Below are 16,626 nucleotides of genomic sequence, written 5' to 3'. Positions count from 1 at the left end.
GAAGTGATGGTGATGCCGCGCTCTTGCTCTTGCTCCATCCAGTCGGTGGTAGCAGCGCCGTCGTGCACTTCGCCCAGCTTGTGGGTCACGCCGGTGTAAAACAGGATACGTTCGGTCGTGGTGGTTTTACCTGCGTCGATGTGCGCAGAAATACCGATATTGCGGTAGCGCTCGATGGGGGTCTTGCGAGCCATGGTTGATCCTTTGTTGATCAGTAAGTGTGGGGCGATGCGGACTGGCGGATTGCGCAGGCATCAGCCTTCGATGTGAGGGCAGTCTCAATCCGAGCAAGGCCGCAGGCAAAAATTGTTGCATGCGGCCTTTGCAATATCGAGACAGATCTCGCGCAGCTTAGAAGCGGAAGTGGCTGAATGCCTTGTTGGCTTCGGCCATACGGTGCACTTCGTCACGGCGCTTCATCGCGCCGCCACGGCCTTCCGTAGCTTCCAGCAGTTCGTTGGCCAGGCGTTGGGCCATGGACTTTTCACCGCGCTTGCGAGCAGCTTCCTTGATCCAGCGCATGGACAGAGCCAGACGACGGACAGGACGCACTTCAACTGGCACCTGGTAGTTGGCACCGCCAACACGGCGGGACTTCACTTCGACCATAGGCTTGACGTTGTTGATGGCAACAACGAAAGCTTCCAGCGGGTCTTTGTCAGGGTGCTTCTTCTCGATCAGTTCCAGAGCGCCGTAAATGATGCGCTCAGCAACTGCCTTCTTGCCGCCTTCCATGATCACGTTCATGAATTTGGACAGCTCTACATTGCCGAACTTTGGATCCGGCAGAATTTCACGTTTGGGGACTTCGCGACGACGTGGCATTTCTTTACCTCTATCTTTGCTTCAGTTGGCATCTTTTCAGACACCGCGAGAGCCAATCAAGGACTCCCACTTACTCGACCCACACAAAACACTTGCGCTTGGGGTCACTACGCTGGATCTCGCGCCACGCGGGACACAGCACCTTTGTATTCGTTCAAAAAACCAGGGCTTACTTGGCCTTAGGCTTCTTGGCACCGTACTTCGAACGGGACTGCTTACGGTCCTTGACGCCTTGCAGGTCAAGCGAACCGCGCACGATGTGGTAACGCACACCTGGCAAGTCCTTCACACGGCCACCGCGCACCAGCACAACGCTGTGCTCTTGCAGGTTGTGGCCTTCACCGCCGATGTACGAAATGACTTCGAAACCGTTGGTCAGACGAACCTTGGCCACCTTACGCAAAGCCGAGTTAGGCTTCTTAGGCGTCGTGGTGTACACACGGGTGCACACGCCGCGGCGCTGGGGGCAGTTTTCCATAGCAGGGCTCTTGGATTTAACAACTTCTACCGTGCGGCCCTGACGCACGAGTTGGTTAATGGTTGGCATTAATAAACGTCCCTAAACGTGAAATTACCGTGAACTTATCGTGATTCGCTGCCAGCCCCTTGCCCCAAAGGCAAAGACGGCAGCCCCTTCGGAAATTCCGAAAAGCCCTCTAATGTACCACCTGACTCCAAATTGAGCAAATGGTTTACGCGCAAGCCCGCCGCACAGCGGCCTGCATCTCGCTACTTTCCGGCACAAAAGGCCGGCCCATCTACCCGAGCTGCTCTCATTTTTACAAGCCTGGAAACCACAAAGCGTGCCAGGGGCACGCTTTGCAGGGGGAGGAATGGACCTCTGCCAGGCGTTAAAGCCTCGGCATCAGCACCGCTTTACTTGATCCACAGACGGATGGCGTCCCAGGCGCGGCCGAAGATGTCGGCTTCTGCCACATCATCGAGCGCCACCAGCGGCACCTCGGCCACTTGCTGACCGCCAGCCATCACCTTCAGGGTACCCAGCTTCTGGCCCTTGGTGAAAGGGGCAATCAGCGGCTCCTGGCTCACCACCTGGGTCTCGAGCTTGCCGCCCGTGCCCGCTGGCACATTCACGACGATGGGAGTGACGCTACCGATCTTGACGGTGTCCTGCGCGCCCTTCCAGGCCTTGGGGGTGGCCACGGCCTGGCCGCCGTCAAACAGCTTGACGGTATCGAAAGCGGTATAGCCCCAGTTCAACAGCTTCTGGCTTTCGTTGGCACGGTCCTTGTCGCTGGCGGCACCGAGCAGGATGGAGATCAGGCGGCGCTCGCCGGCATTGGGCACCTGGCGCTTGGCCGTGGACACCAGGCAGTAGCCGGCAGCATTGGTGTGGCCGGTCTTCAGGCCATCGACCGTCGGGTCACGGAACAACAAAGTATTACGATTGGTGCCGTTGGACTTGGGTGTGCCGGGGTAGTACCACTGCTTGGTCGCGTAGTAGTGCATGTACTCGGGGAAGTCCTTGATCAGGCGGCTGGCCAGAATGCTCAGGTCCTTGGCCGTCGTCGTGTGGCCGGGCTCGGTCAGCCCTTCGGGGTTCTTGTAGGCCGTGTTGGTCATGCCCAACGCCTTGGCCTGCTCGTTCATCAGGCGCACAAAATTCTCGGCGGTGCCACCCACCGCTTCGGCCAGGGCCATCGTCGCATCGTTGCCGGACTGCACGATCATGCCGTGCAGCAGGTCGTCCACCTTCACCTGCATCTTGGGATCGATAAACATGCGCGAGCCGGGCATCTTCCAGGCGCGCTCGCTCACCGGCATGGTCTGCTCCAGGCTGATCTTCTTGTTGCGCAGCGCATCGAACACCACGTAACCCGTCATCAGCTTGGTCAGCGACGCCTGCTCGACCGGCGCATCCACATCCTTGGAAGCCAGGATCTGGCCGGTGGTCACGTCGAACAACAGGTAGTTGCGCGCCGCGATCTCGGGCGGCTGGGGCGCAGCCAGTTGTGCAAAGGCCAGGGTGGGCGCCAGCAGCGCTGCTGCAGCCCAGTTACGCAGGGTGGGCATCAAGCTCGATTTCATGTCGTACAACTCTTAGAAACAGGTGCCTGCAGCGCAGTATGGCAGGCTGCAGACTATCAAAAACAATAGCAATACTACACCACCGTCACAGTGCGGGGGCGAGCAGGTGGCGCGTGACCAGGCCTTTGAGAAGCGGCAATTGTCCGTGGAAAAAATGCCCGCCTCCGGGCACAACCGTAACCGGTAGTATCTGAGGCCGGGCCCAGTCCATCACCGCCGACAGCGGTACCGTGTCATCGGCTTCGCCATGCACCACCAAGGTGCGCTCATGCGCCTCAGGCGGCAAGGTCGCCACGGTAAAGCGGGATGCCGCCGTGCCGACGAACACCGCCTTGTCGATCTGGCGCCTGGACCAAAGTTCCGTCAGCGCATGGCTCATCACAAAAGAGCCGAACGAGAAGCCCGCCAGTGCCAGCGCGCCCTGGGGCGCCAACTGCTCGACCACGGCCAGAAAATCATCGCGCTCGCCCCGTCCCTCGTCATAGCTGCCCGCCGACTGGCCGACACCACGAAAGTTGAAGCGCAGCGCCGTCCAGCCGCTGGCGACAAAGGCGCGCGCCAAGGTCTGCACGACCTTGTTGTCCATCGTGCCGGCGAAGAGCGGATGGGGGTGGGCAATGATGGCCGTGCCGCGCTGCACGCCGTCAGCGCCGGCCGCGAGGTCGCGGGCCACTTCCAGAATGCCGGCAGGCCCGGTGATGGTGAAACGTTCGGTTTGCGCGTTCATGCTGCGGTCAACTCCATGGCGGGCCGCACACCGGCGGCAGCGCCAGCGGCGCCCTGTATCTAGGCGGGAAATTCGGTGGTGGTGAAGGCGAAGGAGAACAGGCAGGCGCTCAGCGGCCCACGTCGGGCGGCGTCAGCAGGCGTTCGACCACCTTGCCATTCTTCAGATGCGACTCGACGATTTCGTCGATATCGTCATTGTCGATATAGGTGTACCAGACGCCTTCGGGATAGACCGCCATGATGGGGCCGCCGGCACAGCGGTCGAGACAGCCTGCCTTGTTGACCCGCACCTTGCCCGGTCCACTCAAGCCCTCCGCTTTGACACGGGCCTTGCAGTGGTCAAACATCTCCTTGGCGCCATGGTGGGCACAGCTGTCTTCGCCATTGACGCGGTCATTCAGGCAGAAGAACACGTGGTGCTGGTAGTACGGGGCGTCGTTGCCAGGTTTTTGCTCGCTCATGCCAAGCTCTCTTCGAATGCGATCCCCCATTGTGGCAGCTTGGCGCCCGCGCAGCGCCCACGGGCCGCAATACCGCCACGGGCTACTGCGTTTAGCGCTGCTCGGGCGGGCTGGCCGTCACCCGCTGGCGCCGGCGGGCTGCCACCACCGCAGGCAGCCGGCCCAGGCGCAGCAGCACATAGGCGATCACCGCAAACGGCCACAGCCAGCTGAGCCACTGGCCCAGGCCAAAAAAGCGGATGAAGCGCCCCTGCTCCCAGGACTGCAGGGCATCGGCATAGTAGGGGTTGGGCGGAGACTGGTTGAGCAGGTTGACATCGATCATCAGCCCCATCAGCAGCAGCAGCACGCAATAGCGGCGGGGCAATCCCACTTGCAGCAGCGCCAGCGACACCGCCAGTGCTATGCCCAGGCGCGTGGTCTGGTCCAGCCAGTCCCAGGCATAGGCTGGCCCATAGCTCAGCGACGACGACAGCGCCGAAAAGCCTATCCCGGCCAACACCACCAGCGCCACCATGATCATGCGACGCGTCACGCTGCCCATCACGCTGAAGGCCAGCCAACAGGGAATCAGCAGGCCCAGCAGCACGGCCATCAGCTGCCCGATGGGCGACAGCGGCTCGGTGGCCTGCATGAAGTTGGGCATCCAGTGCTCGAAGGCCGAGTTCTCGAGCATGTCGACCAGCCACATCTCCAGCCGGTCAAATACCTGCCCCAGGCCAAAGGGCTGCGCAGCCGGGAACAGCAGCGCCAGAGGCCACAGCATCAGCAGCACGATCGCGCCACGCGCATCAGCGTCGAACCAGCGTGCCCGCACATCGCGCCAGCGCCGCAGAATGCCCATCCAGGCCAGCAAGGGCACCATCAGGGCCCCGAGCAAGGTGCCGATGCTGTTGAGCAGCCAGTCCATGTTGCTGGAGACCCGAAGCGGCAGAAAAATCTGCAAGAACTCCATCGACAGCGACAGCAGGCTGCCCACGCACAGGGCCCAGAACCAGCCCGTCCTGAACCAGCCATGGCGCCACCAGCCCAGGCTCAGCAGCAAGCCCAGCGGCGCATAGCCCGCCACATTGATCCAGACATCGAACCAGGTCCAGTACGGCGGCGGAATGCGGGCCAGCAAAAATTCTGCCGGCGAGATGCCCTGGGTGCGCCAGCCCGTAAACGGGAAAAGGCTGGCAAAGACGATCAGCGCCACATACACCGGCACCAGCGGCCAGGCAATGGTGCGGTGTTCGCCGGACGAGGAAGATGCCAGCGGGTGGGAGGGGACGGGACTGCTATCAGGCATGGTGCGTGGGCCCGGGTGCGCCGATCGTAGTGCGGGGTGGGGTACCGAAGTGTGCGCGGATTAAAAGGGTTTGACCACCACCAGCACCACGATGATGACCATGGCCACGACCGGCACCTCGTTGAACCAGCGGTACCAGACATGCGAATGCCGGTCCGTGCCATTGGCGATCTTGCGCAGCAGCACCGCACAGGCATGGTGGTAGCCGACGACCAGCAGCACAAAGAACAGCTTGGCATGCAGCCAGCCCCCGGCCCCGCGCCACCAGCCCAGCCACAGCCACAGGCCCAGGCCCAGCGCCAGCACGGCAATCATCGTCATGAAGCGCAACAGCTTGCGCGCCATCAGCAGCAGGCGCTCGCGCTCGGCCTGCGAGTCGGCCGGCACCATGGCCAGGTTCACGAAGATCCGGGGCAGGTAAAACAGGCCCGCAAACCAGCTGGCCACAAATACGATATGAAAGGCTTTGATCCACAGCATGAGCATGCGCCACAGTGTAGTGGCTCGGGCGATGGCCCAGCACAGGACCCCGGCTATAAAACGGGGGCCACCGGGCGCACCGGCGCGGCCTTGATCTGGCGCAAGCAGTGGCCCGCCGGGTAGCAAACCTCCATGCCCGGCGCAGTCTCTCGGGGCTGCCCTGTGCAGCCTGCCCTCGATCTGGCGCACAATCGCTGCATGCATCTGTCCAGCCCCACCCCCTTTCCCCACAACCGTCCGCGCCGCCTGCGCCGCGACGCCTTTACCCGCAACCTGGTCCGCGAGAACGTGCTCACCCCGCACGACTTCATCTACCCGGTCTTTGTGCATGAAGGCCAAGGCAAGCGCGAGCCGGTGCTGTCGATGCCCGGCGTGGACCGCCTGAGCCTGGACCTGTTGCTGCCGGTCGCCGAGCAGTGCGTGGCGCTGGGCATTCCGGTGATGGCCCTCTTCCCCCAGATCGACACGGCGCTGAAGGCGCCCGACGGCAAGGAGGCGCTCAACCCTGATGGTCTGATCCCCCGCGTGGTGCGCGCGCTGAAGAAAGAATTTCCCCAGCTGGGTGTGATGACCGATGTGGCGCTCGATCCCTACACCAGCCACGGCCAGGATGGCCTGCTCGACGAGACCGGCTACATCCTCAATGACGAAACCGTCGAGATCCTCGTGGGCCAGGCGCTCAACCATGCCGAAGCCGGTGTCGACATCGTCGCCCCCAGCGACATGATGGATGGCCGCATCGGCGCCATCCGCGATGCCTTTGAATCCCAGGGCCACATCTACACCCGCATCATGGCCTACAGCGCCAAGTACGCCAGCGCCTTCTACGGCCCCTTCCGCGATGCGGTGGGCACGCGCGGCGCGCTCGGCAAGGCCGACAAGAATGTCTACCAGATGGACCCGGCCAACACCGACGAGGCGCTGCGCGAAGTGGCGCAAGACCTGGCCGAAGGCGCCGACATGGTGATGGTCAAGCCCGGCATGCCGTACCTGGATGTGGTGCGCCGCGTCAAGGACGAGTTCAAGGTGCCCACCTTTGCCTACCAGGTCAGCGGCGAATACGCGATGCTCAAGGCCGCCGCACAAAACGGCTGGCTGGACCATGACCAGGTGATGATGGAATCGCTGCTGGCCTTCAAGCGTGCCGGGGCCGATGGCATCCTGACCTATTTCTCGCTGGACGCTGCGCGCTGGCTCAAAGAGAAAAACTGATAGCAAAAATACCAGAGCGGGCTTGCACAGGCCCGTTTTTTTTGCCATGCTGCGCCTGAAGCGACCGAGGAATCCCGGTGAGTACACCCAGCAGCATCCGCATCTTTCACATCATCGGCAACGAGACCAGCGAGCTGGCCTCGGTGCCTTTCGAGCTCCCTGCCAAAGGCTTCCTGTGGCTGGCCTGCACCCGCAGCTATTTCAGCGAGCAGCTGGGCAGCCTGCAGCTGGCACTGCAAAAGCTCAGTGGCGCGCCGCTGGTCGACCTGCATGTCTCCGACCTGCTCAACGCCCAGCTCCCTTCCCACTATGACTACACCTCGCAATACGACCTGCTGGTGATACGCCGTCTGGCCAGCACGCCATCCCAGGTGGGCACCGCTGCGCTGGCAGCGGCGCGGCGCACCGCCGCGGCCAAACCCCTCAATGAGGCACCGCGCATCAGCACCACGCCGGTGGGCTTTGCCGCATGGGAGCGGGTGCTGCTATCGGTACACCCCGAGGACTGCACGGTGCGTGATGGCTATGCACGGCGCCTGCTGCAATTTGCCAAGACCGGCACGCCGCCGCTGGCTGCCGAGGCGCCCGACCTGGGCCAGATATCGGATGCCACGCAAGAGCGCCTGGCACGCGAGGACAAGGCCTTCCGCAACCCCGGCAGCAGCCCCACGCCGGGCGGCCTCCAGCCCATCCGCCTGCCGTTGTCCCCGGCTGACCTGATGATGCGTGTGGTCAACATCATCGTGGACAACTACCTGGACCTGCGCCGTGAGCTCTCGCGCCACCTGGACCAGTGGCAAAGCGCGCTGCTGTCGCCGCGCAAGCGCATTGCCAACTGGCAGGCGCTGCTGGAGGCGCGGCTGACCCTGCACCAGCTCGACGAAATCTGCGAAGACCAGCGCGCTGCCGTGCAGGACTGGGTGGACGCGCTGGAGACCTGGCCTCAGCCGGAGGCCCCCGGTGCCCAGCGCGAGCTCGAAGCGCTCAAGGTGCGCAGCCGCGATGTGCTCGAACACATCGAGCGCGTGGTGCACCATGTGCGCCGGCTCGAACAAAGCACCGAGACGGCCGTGCAGATGCATTTTTCGGTACAGAGCAACCGCGCCAACGACATCATGCGCACGCTCACCACGATCACCGCCATCTTCCTGCCGCTCAACCTGATTGCCGCGATCTTCGGCATGAACTTCGAGTTCATCCCCCTTATCCACAAGGAAGACGGCTTCTGGTGGGCCATGGGCGTGATGGCCTTCATCACCGTGGCGCTGATCGGCTTTTTCTCGTACAAGCGCTACCTGACCCGCACCGGCAGATAGCGCTTACCCGGCCTCCAGCCAGCGGCGCACGGCGCGCCACTGCTGGACGGCTTACCGGCCCAGATCAATGCGGTAGACCGCGCGCTGCGTGCCCGTCCCATCATCCGCCTTGTCCAGCGAGACATGGGCCAGGCCCGCTGCCTGCGCCACCGGCAGCGCATTGGCCGCCGACGTGAACAACACCTTGCCGGCCGTCGGCGTCTTGGCAAAGCGCCAGCTGTGGGCAGCGCCGTTGGCTGCGCGGGTGACCTGCGGGTGGTCCTTGATGTACGCGATCACCACATCGCGGTTCGCATCGGGCGAGGCATAGATGGTGGCGCGGCCGTCGAGCTCGGGCAGGAAGCTCTTGCCGCTGGTGGCACGGTAGTTGTTGGTGGCGATCACAAAGTCCTGCGCCGGGTCAATCGGCGCGCCCTTGTACTGCAGGTCCACGATGCGGCTGCCGACGGGCTGGGTCACATCGATCTGGTACTGCATGTCGGCGCTGGTGAACATGTCGAAGTTGTAGCCGGGAAAGCTGCTGATCAGCCACTGGTCTGCAGTCGCAGCCGGGTCGATGCGGTTGAAGCGCTGGGCAGCGGCCTCCAGCCAGCGCTTGATCTGCGCGCCGTTCACCTTCACCGCATAGACGGTGTTGGGGTAGAGGTAGAGGTCGGCCGCGTTGTAGATCGCCAGCGGACCGGCGGCCACATCGGTGTAGTCCGCACCGCCCTGGAATCCCGACTTGAAAGGCGCGCTCACCGACAGCACCGGCAGCTGCGCATACTGCGGCAGATTCGCCTGCACATAGCGCTGCACATAGTCCTGCTGCGCCTGGTTGACCAGCTGGATCGCGCCGGGGTCGCCCACATCGGCAAACTGCGTGCCCATGCGGAAGTCGGTCTGGCCCACGGGCGTCTTCACATAGCTGATGGCCGCCTGGTGCTGGCGCTCCACCACCGGTGCAATGCTGCTGTCAACGGCCACATAGGTGGTCTTGCCTGCGGCATCCTTGCCGGTCGCCGTGCTGCGCAGCGCCGACTTGCTCTGGGTCCTGTCCACACTCCAGGCCTTGCCATCCCACTTCAGCGACAGCGCCACCACGCCCAGCGCCTTGCCCCAGCTGCTGGCCATCACCGCCGGCACGCCGTTGACCGTGCCAGCCTGGTGGTCGACTCCGGCCATGCTGAAGGCCGGTTGCGCGGCCGTGTCGGGGAAGACGCCGTGCTGGTGGCCCATCACCATCGCGTCGATGCCCGCCACCTTGCTCAGGTACAGGCCCGGGTTCTCCATGTCGGCTCGGTATTCCGAGGCGTCGAGCCCACCATGCAGCAGCGCCACGACGACGTCAGCGCCCTTGCTGCGCAGCTCAGGCACATACTTTTGTGCGGCCTCGACCGCACCCGTCACCTGTACCTTGCCTTCCAGATGGCGCTTGTCCCAGCCCATGATGCCGGGCGTGGTAAAGCCGATTACCCCGATCTTGATCGGCAGCTTGACGGCCTTGCCGTCGCTGTCGGTGCCGCTGATCTCGCGCTCGAGCACCAGATAGGGCGGCACCAGCGGCGCATTGGTTTTGCTGCTGATCACATTGGCCAATGCCATCGGGTAGCCCGGGCCTGCGCACTTCTTGCTGGCATCGACGCCATCGACCTGCAGGCCGCCGCCCAGCACCTGGTTGAGAAAGGGCAGGCCGTAGTTGAACTCATGGTTGCCCAGGGTGCCGGCATCGAACTTGAACACGCCCATGGCCTTGTACATGGACAGCTGCTGGTCGCAGGCGATCGGCGCCACCTGCGCCTCGTAGTCGGCCAGCGCCGTGCCCTGGATGGTGTCGCCGTTGTCCACCAGCAAGGTGTTGGCAAAGTCGCTGCGCGCCTGGCGGATCAACGTGGCTGTGCGCTCAAAGCCATACGAGGGATCATCGGCCAGCTTGAAGTAGTCGTAGCTGCGGATGTTGAAGTGCAGGTCGGTGGTCTCGAGCACCGCCAAGGTGGCGGTCGCCGATGGGGGGCTGCTGGAGCCGCCACCGCCGCAGGCCGTCAGCATGGCGCCAGCGGCCAGCGTCGTCAGCGTGAGCGCTGCGGTCCGGAAGTCGCAGGCAGGAGGAAAAGGGGTGCGCATCGTGGTTATCGTTGAAAGTGAGCGATGCGCGCATCATCAGCAGGCGGTATGACGACGGTGTTACGAACAGCCCCCGAAAATGCAACAAAGCCTTGCAGGCTGAGAACAGGGTTCTCAAAGCCTGCAAGGCTTCGTGCAGCGCTGGGCGGGAGTGACCGCTCAGCCTACATGTTTGGCAAAAAAGGCCATGCTGCGGGCCCGTGCGGCAGCCGATGCTGCTGCGTCATATGAGCCGCGCTGGTCGCAGTTGAAGCCGTGGTCGGCCGCGTAGACATAGACCTCGGCCTCGGGGTGGGCGGTACGGAAGGCGTCCACCGACGCCAGCGGGATCCAGTGGTCCTTGTCGCCAAAATGGGCCATCACCGGGCACCGGGGCTGGCGCGCGATCTCGTCGCCAGTGGTCATGCCGCCGCCGTAGTACGGCACCGATGCCGACAGGCCCTGGAGCTCGCAGGCTGCGCGCCAGGCCAGCAGGCCACCCCAGCAAAAGCCGGTGATGCCGACCTTGCCGCCGCTGCGCCGTGCGCCTTCGTCAATCGCGGTCTGCAGGTCCAGCATCACGCCAGGGGCCACGGCGGGCGCTTCGGCAGCGGCCTTCAACGCTACGCCGGCTTGCATGTCGGCATCACTGTAGCCCAGGTCCACGCCGGGCTTGACGCGGGCGAACGTGGCCGGCGCAATCGCCACATAGCCGCTTTGCGCAATGCGGTCCGCCACCGAGCGGATGTGCGAGTTGACGCCAAAGATCTCCTGCACCACGACGATGGCGCCACGCGCCTGGCCTTCTGGCTCGGCGATGTAGGCCGGAAACACCTGGCCGTCGGCCGACTTCAGATCTACAAAATTTCCCATCTCGATCACTCCTTGCTCAACAGATTCAAGATTCGGGCCTCGCCGATTATGGCGTGGCGCAGGCCGCTGCCGGTGCCGGACGCGCCAGCATCGTCAGCCAGGCTGCCACCAGCAGCACGGCCAGCCCGCCATACACCGCCGCCAGGCCCAACGCCGTCTGCGGGTTCACCAGGTGGATGCCCAAGGACGCGAGCAGCGAGGTCAGCAAGAAGGCCAGGCCGCCGGCAATGCCGCCCGACAAGGCAGCGTGTTTGGGGAACATCGACAGCACATGGGCGAAGTGGATATTGAACACCAGTCCCGCCGCCACATGGATGCAAAAGGCGACGGCCGCCATCACCTCCAGCGATGGCCAGGACGCGGGCAGCCAGGTCGTCAGCGCCAGCAGCCCGATAAAGCCGGCCATGGCCAGCAAGGCACCTTGGTGCTTGGCCGCCAGCGAGCGCGCCATCGCTGCGCGGGCGATCAGGCCGCCTCCCATCCAGGCCAGGCCCATCAGCAGCGCCAGCGATCCCGTGGTGGTCGGTGGGCGGTGGTACACCGTCTCGACGATGAAGGGCGAGGCCATGCTCCAGCCCATCACCATCGCATACGCAGCGCTGACGCAGAGCACGCCCCGCGCAAAGGCGCGGTTGCGCATGATCTCCCAGGCCCGGCTGGCCACTTCACGCGGCCGGATGGGCTGGGGCTGGGCCAAGGTCTCGCCGCCGCCCAGCAGCTCCAGCACCAGCGCAACCACCGAGAATGCGGCCAGCACCACAAAGTTGGCACGCCAGCCCCAGTGGGTCTGCACAAAGCCGCCGATGAAGGGCGCGCAGATGGGCCCCAGCGACCAGACCACGGTCATCCAGGTCAGGTAGCGCTGCAGCGCCGGGCCCCGGAACACATCGACAAAAAAGGTGCGCTTGCCGACCACGGCCACTGCGCCCAGCAGGCCTTGCAGCAGGCGCAGCGCGCAGATGACGACGATGTCGTCGCTGACGGCAATGGCCGCGCTCGACAGCGCAAACAAGGCCAGCGCCACCATCGTCGGCCGCCAGCGGCCAAAGCGGTCCAGCAGCACGCCCACCACCAACTGGCCCAGGCCATAGCCGGCGATGAACAAGGTCAAGGTCAGCTGGATCTGGGACGCGCTGCCGCCCAGGCTCTGCGCCATGGCGGGCATCGAGGGCAGGTAGATATCGGTGCCAATGCCCGACAGCGGGATCAGCAGGAAGGCCAGAAAAACGCCGAAGGTGGCGTTGTCAGCAGTAATTCTTCGCATGGGAGTCTGCGCCTGAAAATAAAACAGGGCGCCAGTGTGTTATGTTTTTTAGACTGGTACAAGATCTTACGTAGCCTAGGCTTGGAAGGCCTATACTGCAGTGCACCATTGCCGCTACCCTAACCGCCCAAGACCATGCTTGCAGCCACCCCCACCCATGCCCCGCCTGCCGTTGCGGCCTCTGTCCCTGCGCAGGAGCTGGGCCACTTTCTGCGCGCCCGGCGCGAGAGCCTGTCGGCCGCCGCCATGGGCCTGGCGCGCCATGGCCGCGTGCGCACGCCCGGCTTGCGGCGCGAGGAGGTCGCCCAGCTCGCCGGTATTGGCGTGACCTGGTACACCAAGCTTGAGCAAGGCCGTGAGGTACAGCCGTCGCGCCAGGCAGTGGAGGCCATTGCCCGGGCGCTGCAATGCAATGACGACGAGCTGCGTCACCTGCTCGTGCTGGCGGGCATCAAGCTCGACCAGCCCGCCGTTGCATCGCAGGAAGCACCGGGCTGCCTGCACCGGCAATTGCTGGACAAGATGCTGCCCTACCCTGCCCAGATGCAAAGCGCCGCGTTTGACCTGCTCGACGCCAATGCCGCCTATGAGCGGCTGATGGGTGTATCGCTGCAGCGGTTGCCTGCGCTGGAGCGCAACTGCCTGCACATGAACCTGTTCAATCCGCAGTGGCAGCGCGTGGTGCGCCATGAGCCGCAGAGCATCGAGCGCATGGTGGCGATGTTCCGCGCCGCCTACACCCAGCAAAGCGGCGACCCGGCGATTGCCCGGCGGCTGGACTATTTTCTGGCGCACTCGCCCGTCTTCCGCAATGCCTGGGAGCGCTACCAGGTGCGCAGCCCGGAGAACAACGAAAAGACCTTTGACCACCCGGTGGTCGGCATCCTCCATCTGCGCCAGACCTACTGGTGGTCGGCGCCGCGCAGCGGCATGCGCATGGTGGTTTACCTGCCCGTCAGCGACCAGGATGCCGAGGCGCTCGACCGGCTGGCCGCGCTGCCCGCGCCTTGAATGCGGCATGGGCATGCGGCGCAAGCTCGCCTAAGATAGTGCATCTTTTGTGAGCCCCAACGCCATGACCTCTATCGTCCTCATCACCGGTGCCAGCCGTGGCATCGGTGCCGCCACCGCCCTGCTCGCCGCCCACCATGGCTGGGATGTGGCCGTGAACTACAGCAGCAACGCCGCTGCCGCCCAGACCGTGGTAGAGGCAGTGCAGGCCCTGGGCCGCCGCGCGCTGGCCGTGCAGGCCGATGTGGCCGACGAGGCCCAGGTGCTGGCGATGTTCGCCCGCATCGACAACGAACTGGGCCGTCTGGGCGCCCTGGTCAACAACGCGGGCGTGGTGGACCGCGCCCAGCGCCTGCAGGACATGGACATGGCCCGCTGGCGCCGCATGTTCGACATCAATGTCCTGGGCAGCTTTCTGTGCGCCCGCGAAGCGGTGCGCCGCATGAGCACGGCCGAAGGGGGCGCCGGTGGCAGCATCGTCAATGTGTCCAGCCGGGCCGCCTGCCTGGGCTCGGCCAACCAGTATGTGGACTATGCGGCCTCCAAGGCGGCCATCGACACGATGACCCTGGGCCTGGCCCATGAAGTGGCCGCACAAGGCATCCGCGTCAACGGCGTGCGCCCGGGCCTGATCGAGACCGATATCCACGCCAGCGGCGGCCAGCCCGACCGCGTGCAGCGCCTGTCGGCCGGTGTGCCGCTGGGGCGCGGCGGCACCGCAGACGAAATCGCGCAGGCCATCTACTGGCTGATGTCCGAGCACAGCAGCTACTGCACCGGCTCCTTCATCGATGCCGGTGGCGGGCGCTAGGCCGCCGTTCAGACCCAAGCCAACATGCTCTCTACCCCCCATGTTCTGCTGCTGGAAGACGACCCAGCCATTGCCCGCACCGTCTGCTATGCACTGGAGCGCGATGGCATCCGCTGCACCCACAGCCTCTTGATGGCCGATGCCCGCGCGCAGTGGGCCAGCGGCCGCTTTGATGCGCTGCTGCTCGATGTGGGCCTGCCCGATGGCAATGGCCTGGACTGGTGCCGCCAGCTGCGCACCGCCGGCTCGCCCGCGCCCATCCTGGTGCTCAGCGCCCGGGGCGAAGAGGTCGACCGCGTGCTGGGCCTGGAGCTGGGCGCCGATGACTACCTGAGCAAGCCCTTCAGCCCGCGCGAGCTGGTGGCGCGCACCCGCGCGCTGCTGCGCCGTGCCCAGCAGTTTTCACCGCCGCCAGCCACTGCCAGCCATGCCCCGCCCCACGCCGCCCGCAACGCGTTCCAGGTGGACGAGGCCGGCCAGTGCGTGCGCCTGCAAGGCGTGCTGCTGGATCTGACGCGGCGCGAATTCCAGCTGCTCAGCAGCCTGCTGGCCGCGCAAGGCCGCATCCTCAGCCGCCACCATTTGCTCGATGCCGTCTGGGGCCTGCACAGCGACAGCACCGACCGCACGGTGGACACCCACATCAAGACCCTGCGCGCCAAGCTGCGCGCCGTCGTCGCTGACCAGGACTTCATCACCACGCACCGTGGCATGGGCTACAGCCTGCGCGACGGCAGCTGAGGACCGGCCATGCGTCTGGGGATCCGCCTGCTGTTTGCCTTCTTCCTGATCAACGGGCTGGCCGCCTTCTTTGTGCTGCGCGTGTTCATGGCCGAGATCAAGCCCAGCGTGCGCAAGGTAACCGAAGACACCTTGGTCGAGACCGCCTACCTGCTGGCGGCCCAGGCCAGCGATGACCTGGCTGGTGGAAAGCTGGGCAGCGGTAGCGGCAGCAGCAACAGCCGCTTTGCCCAGCATGTGCAGGCCGCCTTCGAGCAGCCGCTGCGGGTGTGGATCTGGGACACGCGCAAGGCCGCGCTGGACCTGCGCGTGACGGTCACCAACGACCAGGGCCGCGTGCTGTTCGATTCCGCCGGCCAGGATGTGGGGGCCGACTACGCGCGCTGGCGCAATGTGGCCCTCACCCTGCGCGGCGAGTATGGCGCCCGCACCTCACGCGAAGTGGCCACCGACGAGGCCACCAGCGTCATGTATGTCTCCGCGCCCATCATGCGGGATGGCGCCATCCTCGGCGTGCTCACCGTCTCCAAGCCGGCCAATGCGGTGCAGAGCATCATCGACAGCAGCGAGCGCAAGATGCTGCGCGGCGGCGTGCTGTTCCTGCTGCTGTCGGCCGCCGTCGGCTTTGCCATCACCTGGTGGCTGGTGGTGCAGGTGCGCAAGCTGCGCAGCTATGCCCAGCATGTGCAGGGCCCCACCCTGCAGGAGGCGCAAGGCAAGCTGCTGCCGCCCAAGACGCCCGAGGTGCCCGATGTTCCTGGCGAGCTGGGCGACCTGGCCCAGGCCATGGATTCGATGCGCCGCCGGCTGGAAGGGCGCGACTACATCGAAGGCTATGTGCGCGCCCTCACGCATGAGCTCAAGAGCCCGGTCGCCGCCATCCGGGGCGCAGGCGAGCTGCTGCAGGACGATCTGCCCGCCGCCGACCGCGCCATGTTTGCCCAGCAGGTGGTGGACCAAAGCCTGCGCCTGCAAAACCTGATCGACCAGCTGATGCAGCTGAGCCAGCTGGAGCAGCGCAACGGGCTGGCCCAGGCTGGCACCCCCACCAGCCTGCGCGCCTGTGCTGCGCAGGCCATTGCGCAGCTGCAGGCCACCGCCGCACAAAAAGGCATACAGCTGCTGCTGCAGGGCGGCGACAGCCAGGGCGCCTGGGATGCTGCGCTGGTCACCTTGGCCATCAGCAACCTGCTGGCCAATGCCCTGGATTTCTCGCCGGCGCACAGCCAGATCGTGCTGACCTTGGAGCCCCAGCGCCTGAGCGTGCAGGACAGCGGCCCGGGCGTGCCCGACAGCCTGCTGCACCGCCTGGGCGAGCGCTTCTTCACCACGCCGCGCCCCAATGGCGAGCGCAGCGGCACCGGGCTGGGCCTGTCCATCGTGCAGCGCATCATGCTGCTGCATGGTGGCCGGCTGCAGTTTGCCAACACCCATCCCGGCCTGCGCGCCAGCCTCGATTTCTCGGCCCAGGGCTGAGCTTT

Annotated in this window: 17 protein-coding genes; 6 read left to right on the top strand and 11 right to left on the bottom strand. The window is 65.0% G+C overall.

Features of this window, described 5'->3' with window-relative positions:
* From ACHWUQ_RS11580 to ACHWUQ_RS11545, 8 genes are all read right to left on the bottom strand, one after another.
* The coding region (locus ACHWUQ_RS11580) for a GTP-binding protein (RefSeq protein ID WP_394681204.1) at positions 1 to 194 on the bottom strand (194 nt) is incomplete at its 3' end.
* A gap of 157 nt (positions 195 to 351) precedes the next feature.
* On the bottom strand, positions 352 to 825 hold the full coding sequence (rpsG, locus tag ACHWUQ_RS11575; protein WP_021026534.1) for a 30S ribosomal protein S7: 474 nt from the start codon (positions 823 to 825) through the stop codon (positions 352 to 354).
* Between the two features lie 169 nt (positions 826 to 994).
* The gene (rpsL, locus tag ACHWUQ_RS11570; RefSeq protein WP_012202325.1) at positions 995 to 1,372 is read right to left on the bottom strand and encodes a 30S ribosomal protein S12; all 378 of its coding nucleotides are present in this window, start codon (positions 1,370 to 1,372) and stop codon (positions 995 to 997) included.
* Positions 1,373 to 1,701: 329 nt separating this feature from the next.
* A complete protein-coding gene (locus ACHWUQ_RS11565) occupies positions 1,702 to 2,874 on the bottom strand; it encodes a D-alanyl-D-alanine carboxypeptidase family protein (RefSeq protein ID WP_394681203.1) in 1,173 nt (390 codons plus the stop codon).
* A gap of 85 nt (positions 2,875 to 2,959) precedes the next feature.
* The gene (locus tag ACHWUQ_RS11560) at positions 2,960 to 3,601 is read right to left on the bottom strand and encodes an alpha/beta hydrolase (RefSeq protein WP_239810309.1); all 642 of its coding nucleotides are present in this window, start codon (positions 3,599 to 3,601) and stop codon (positions 2,960 to 2,962) included.
* A 109-nt stretch (positions 3,602 to 3,710) separates the two neighbouring features.
* Complete coding sequence (locus ACHWUQ_RS11555) at positions 3,711 to 4,064, bottom strand: ferredoxin (RefSeq protein ID WP_239810308.1); 354 nt, start codon at positions 4,062 to 4,064, stop codon at positions 3,711 to 3,713.
* A 91-nt stretch (positions 4,065 to 4,155) separates the two neighbouring features.
* Positions 4,156 to 5,355, bottom strand: a complete 1,200-nt coding sequence (locus tag ACHWUQ_RS11550; protein WP_394681202.1) for a VanZ family protein — start codon at positions 5,353 to 5,355, stop codon at positions 4,156 to 4,158.
* A gap of 60 nt (positions 5,356 to 5,415) precedes the next feature.
* A complete protein-coding gene (locus tag ACHWUQ_RS11545) occupies positions 5,416 to 5,835 on the bottom strand; it encodes a CopD family protein (RefSeq protein ID WP_312413735.1) in 420 nt (139 codons plus the stop codon).
* Between the two features lie 198 nt (positions 5,836 to 6,033).
* Between ACHWUQ_RS11545 and hemB the strand changes: the two genes are divergently transcribed.
* Positions 6,034 to 7,047, top strand: coding sequence for a porphobilinogen synthase (gene hemB / locus ACHWUQ_RS11540; protein WP_394681201.1), 1,014 nt, complete (start codon positions 6,034 to 6,036; stop codon positions 7,045 to 7,047).
* Between the two features lie 71 nt (positions 7,048 to 7,118).
* Positions 7,119 to 8,363 carry a magnesium transporter CorA family protein gene (locus tag ACHWUQ_RS11535; RefSeq protein WP_373449446.1) on the top strand — a complete coding sequence of 415 codons (1,245 nt, stop codon included), beginning with the start codon at positions 7,119 to 7,121 and terminating at the stop codon, positions 8,361 to 8,363.
* Positions 8,364 to 8,414: 51 nt separating this feature from the next.
* Here the strand turns inward: ACHWUQ_RS11535 and ACHWUQ_RS11530 are convergent, their stop codons facing one another.
* The 3 genes from ACHWUQ_RS11530 to ACHWUQ_RS11520 all read right to left on the bottom strand — a co-directional run bounded on the left by ACHWUQ_RS11530 (position 8,415) and on the right by ACHWUQ_RS11520 (position 12,582).
* A complete protein-coding gene (locus tag ACHWUQ_RS11530; RefSeq protein ID WP_394681200.1) occupies positions 8,415 to 10,466 on the bottom strand; it encodes a bifunctional 2',3'-cyclic-nucleotide 2'-phosphodiesterase/3'-nucleotidase in 2,052 nt (683 codons plus the stop codon).
* A gap of 159 nt (positions 10,467 to 10,625) precedes the next feature.
* Positions 10,626 to 11,318: a dienelactone hydrolase family protein gene (locus ACHWUQ_RS11525; protein WP_369460720.1), complete on the bottom strand. Its 693-nt coding sequence runs from the start codon at positions 11,316 to 11,318 to the stop codon at positions 10,626 to 10,628.
* Positions 11,319 to 11,364: 46 nt separating this feature from the next.
* Positions 11,365 to 12,582 (bottom strand): MFS transporter, encoded by a 1,218-nt coding sequence (locus tag ACHWUQ_RS11520; RefSeq protein WP_394681199.1) that lies wholly within the window; start codon positions 12,580 to 12,582, stop codon positions 11,365 to 11,367.
* Positions 12,583 to 12,717: 135 nt separating this feature from the next.
* Between ACHWUQ_RS11520 and ACHWUQ_RS11515 the strand changes: the two genes are divergently transcribed.
* The 4 genes from ACHWUQ_RS11515 (at position 12,718) to creC (ending at position 16,621) form a co-directional block, all read left to right on the top strand.
* The gene (locus ACHWUQ_RS11515; protein ID WP_394681198.1) at positions 12,718 to 13,593 is read left to right on the top strand and encodes a helix-turn-helix transcriptional regulator; all 876 of its coding nucleotides are present in this window, start codon (positions 12,718 to 12,720) and stop codon (positions 13,591 to 13,593) included.
* A 64-nt stretch (positions 13,594 to 13,657) separates the two neighbouring features.
* On the top strand, positions 13,658 to 14,404 hold the full coding sequence (locus ACHWUQ_RS11510) for an SDR family oxidoreductase (RefSeq protein WP_312462175.1): 747 nt from the start codon (positions 13,658 to 13,660) through the stop codon (positions 14,402 to 14,404).
* Between the two features lie 24 nt (positions 14,405 to 14,428).
* Complete coding sequence (creB, locus tag ACHWUQ_RS11505) at positions 14,429 to 15,145, top strand: two-component system response regulator CreB (RefSeq protein ID WP_239810299.1); 717 nt, start codon at positions 14,429 to 14,431, stop codon at positions 15,143 to 15,145.
* Between the two features lie 9 nt (positions 15,146 to 15,154).
* The gene (gene creC, locus ACHWUQ_RS11500) at positions 15,155 to 16,621 is read left to right on the top strand and encodes a two-component system sensor histidine kinase CreC (RefSeq protein WP_394681197.1); all 1,467 of its coding nucleotides are present in this window, start codon (positions 15,155 to 15,157) and stop codon (positions 16,619 to 16,621) included.
* Positions 16,622 to 16,626 lie beyond the last annotated feature (5 nt).

Origin of the sequence: uncultured Comamonas sp., assembly GCF_964277875.1 — a bacterium.
GTDB classification, from domain to species: Bacteria; Pseudomonadota; Gammaproteobacteria; order Burkholderiales; family Burkholderiaceae_C; genus Comamonas; species Comamonas sediminis.
The sequence above is the reverse complement of the archived record's forward strand: the minus strand, read 5'-3'. Positions and strand labels throughout refer to the sequence as shown.

What these genes read in the sequence shown, in the direction of transcription:
- ACHWUQ_RS11555 (WP_239810308.1), bottom strand. Translation starts at nt 4,064, where the DNA reads ATGAGCGAGCAAAAACCTGGCAACGACGCCCCGTACTACCAGCACCAC.
- ACHWUQ_RS11550 (WP_394681202.1), bottom strand. Translation starts at nt 5,355, where the DNA reads ATGCCTGATAGCAGTCCCGTCCCCTCCCACCCGCTGGCATCTTCCTCG.
- ACHWUQ_RS11520 (WP_394681199.1), bottom strand. Translation starts at nt 12,582, where the DNA reads ATGCGAAGAATTACTGCTGACAACGCCACCTTCGGCGTTTTTCTGGCC.
- rpsG (WP_021026534.1), bottom strand. Translation starts at nt 825, where the DNA reads ATGCCACGTCGTCGCGAAGTCCCCAAACGTGAAATTCTGCCGGATCCA.
- ACHWUQ_RS11510 (WP_312462175.1), top strand. Translation starts at nt 13,658, where the DNA reads ATGACCTCTATCGTCCTCATCACCGGTGCCAGCCGTGGCATCGGTGCC.
- creC (WP_394681197.1), top strand. Translation starts at nt 15,155, where the DNA reads ATGCGTCTGGGGATCCGCCTGCTGTTTGCCTTCTTCCTGATCAACGGG.
- ACHWUQ_RS11545 (WP_312413735.1), bottom strand. Translation starts at nt 5,835, where the DNA reads ATGCTGTGGATCAAAGCCTTTCATATCGTATTTGTGGCCAGCTGGTTT.
- creB (WP_239810299.1), top strand. Translation starts at nt 14,429, where the DNA reads ATGCTCTCTACCCCCCATGTTCTGCTGCTGGAAGACGACCCAGCCATT.
- hemB (WP_394681201.1), top strand. Translation starts at nt 6,034, where the DNA reads ATGCATCTGTCCAGCCCCACCCCCTTTCCCCACAACCGTCCGCGCCGC.
- rpsL (WP_012202325.1), bottom strand. Translation starts at nt 1,372, where the DNA reads ATGCCAACCATTAACCAACTCGTGCGTCAGGGCCGCACGGTAGAAGTT.
- ACHWUQ_RS11560 (WP_239810309.1), bottom strand. Translation starts at nt 3,601, where the DNA reads ATGAACGCGCAAACCGAACGTTTCACCATCACCGGGCCTGCCGGCATT.
- ACHWUQ_RS11515 (WP_394681198.1), top strand. Translation starts at nt 12,718, where the DNA reads ATGCTTGCAGCCACCCCCACCCATGCCCCGCCTGCCGTTGCGGCCTCT.
- ACHWUQ_RS11565 (WP_394681203.1), bottom strand. Translation starts at nt 2,874, where the DNA reads ATGAAATCGAGCTTGATGCCCACCCTGCGTAACTGGGCTGCAGCAGCG.
- ACHWUQ_RS11530 (WP_394681200.1), bottom strand. Translation starts at nt 10,466, where the DNA reads ATGCGCACCCCTTTTCCTCCTGCCTGCGACTTCCGGACCGCAGCGCTC.
- ACHWUQ_RS11525 (WP_369460720.1), bottom strand. Translation starts at nt 11,318, where the DNA reads ATGGGAAATTTTGTAGATCTGAAGTCGGCCGACGGCCAGGTGTTTCCG.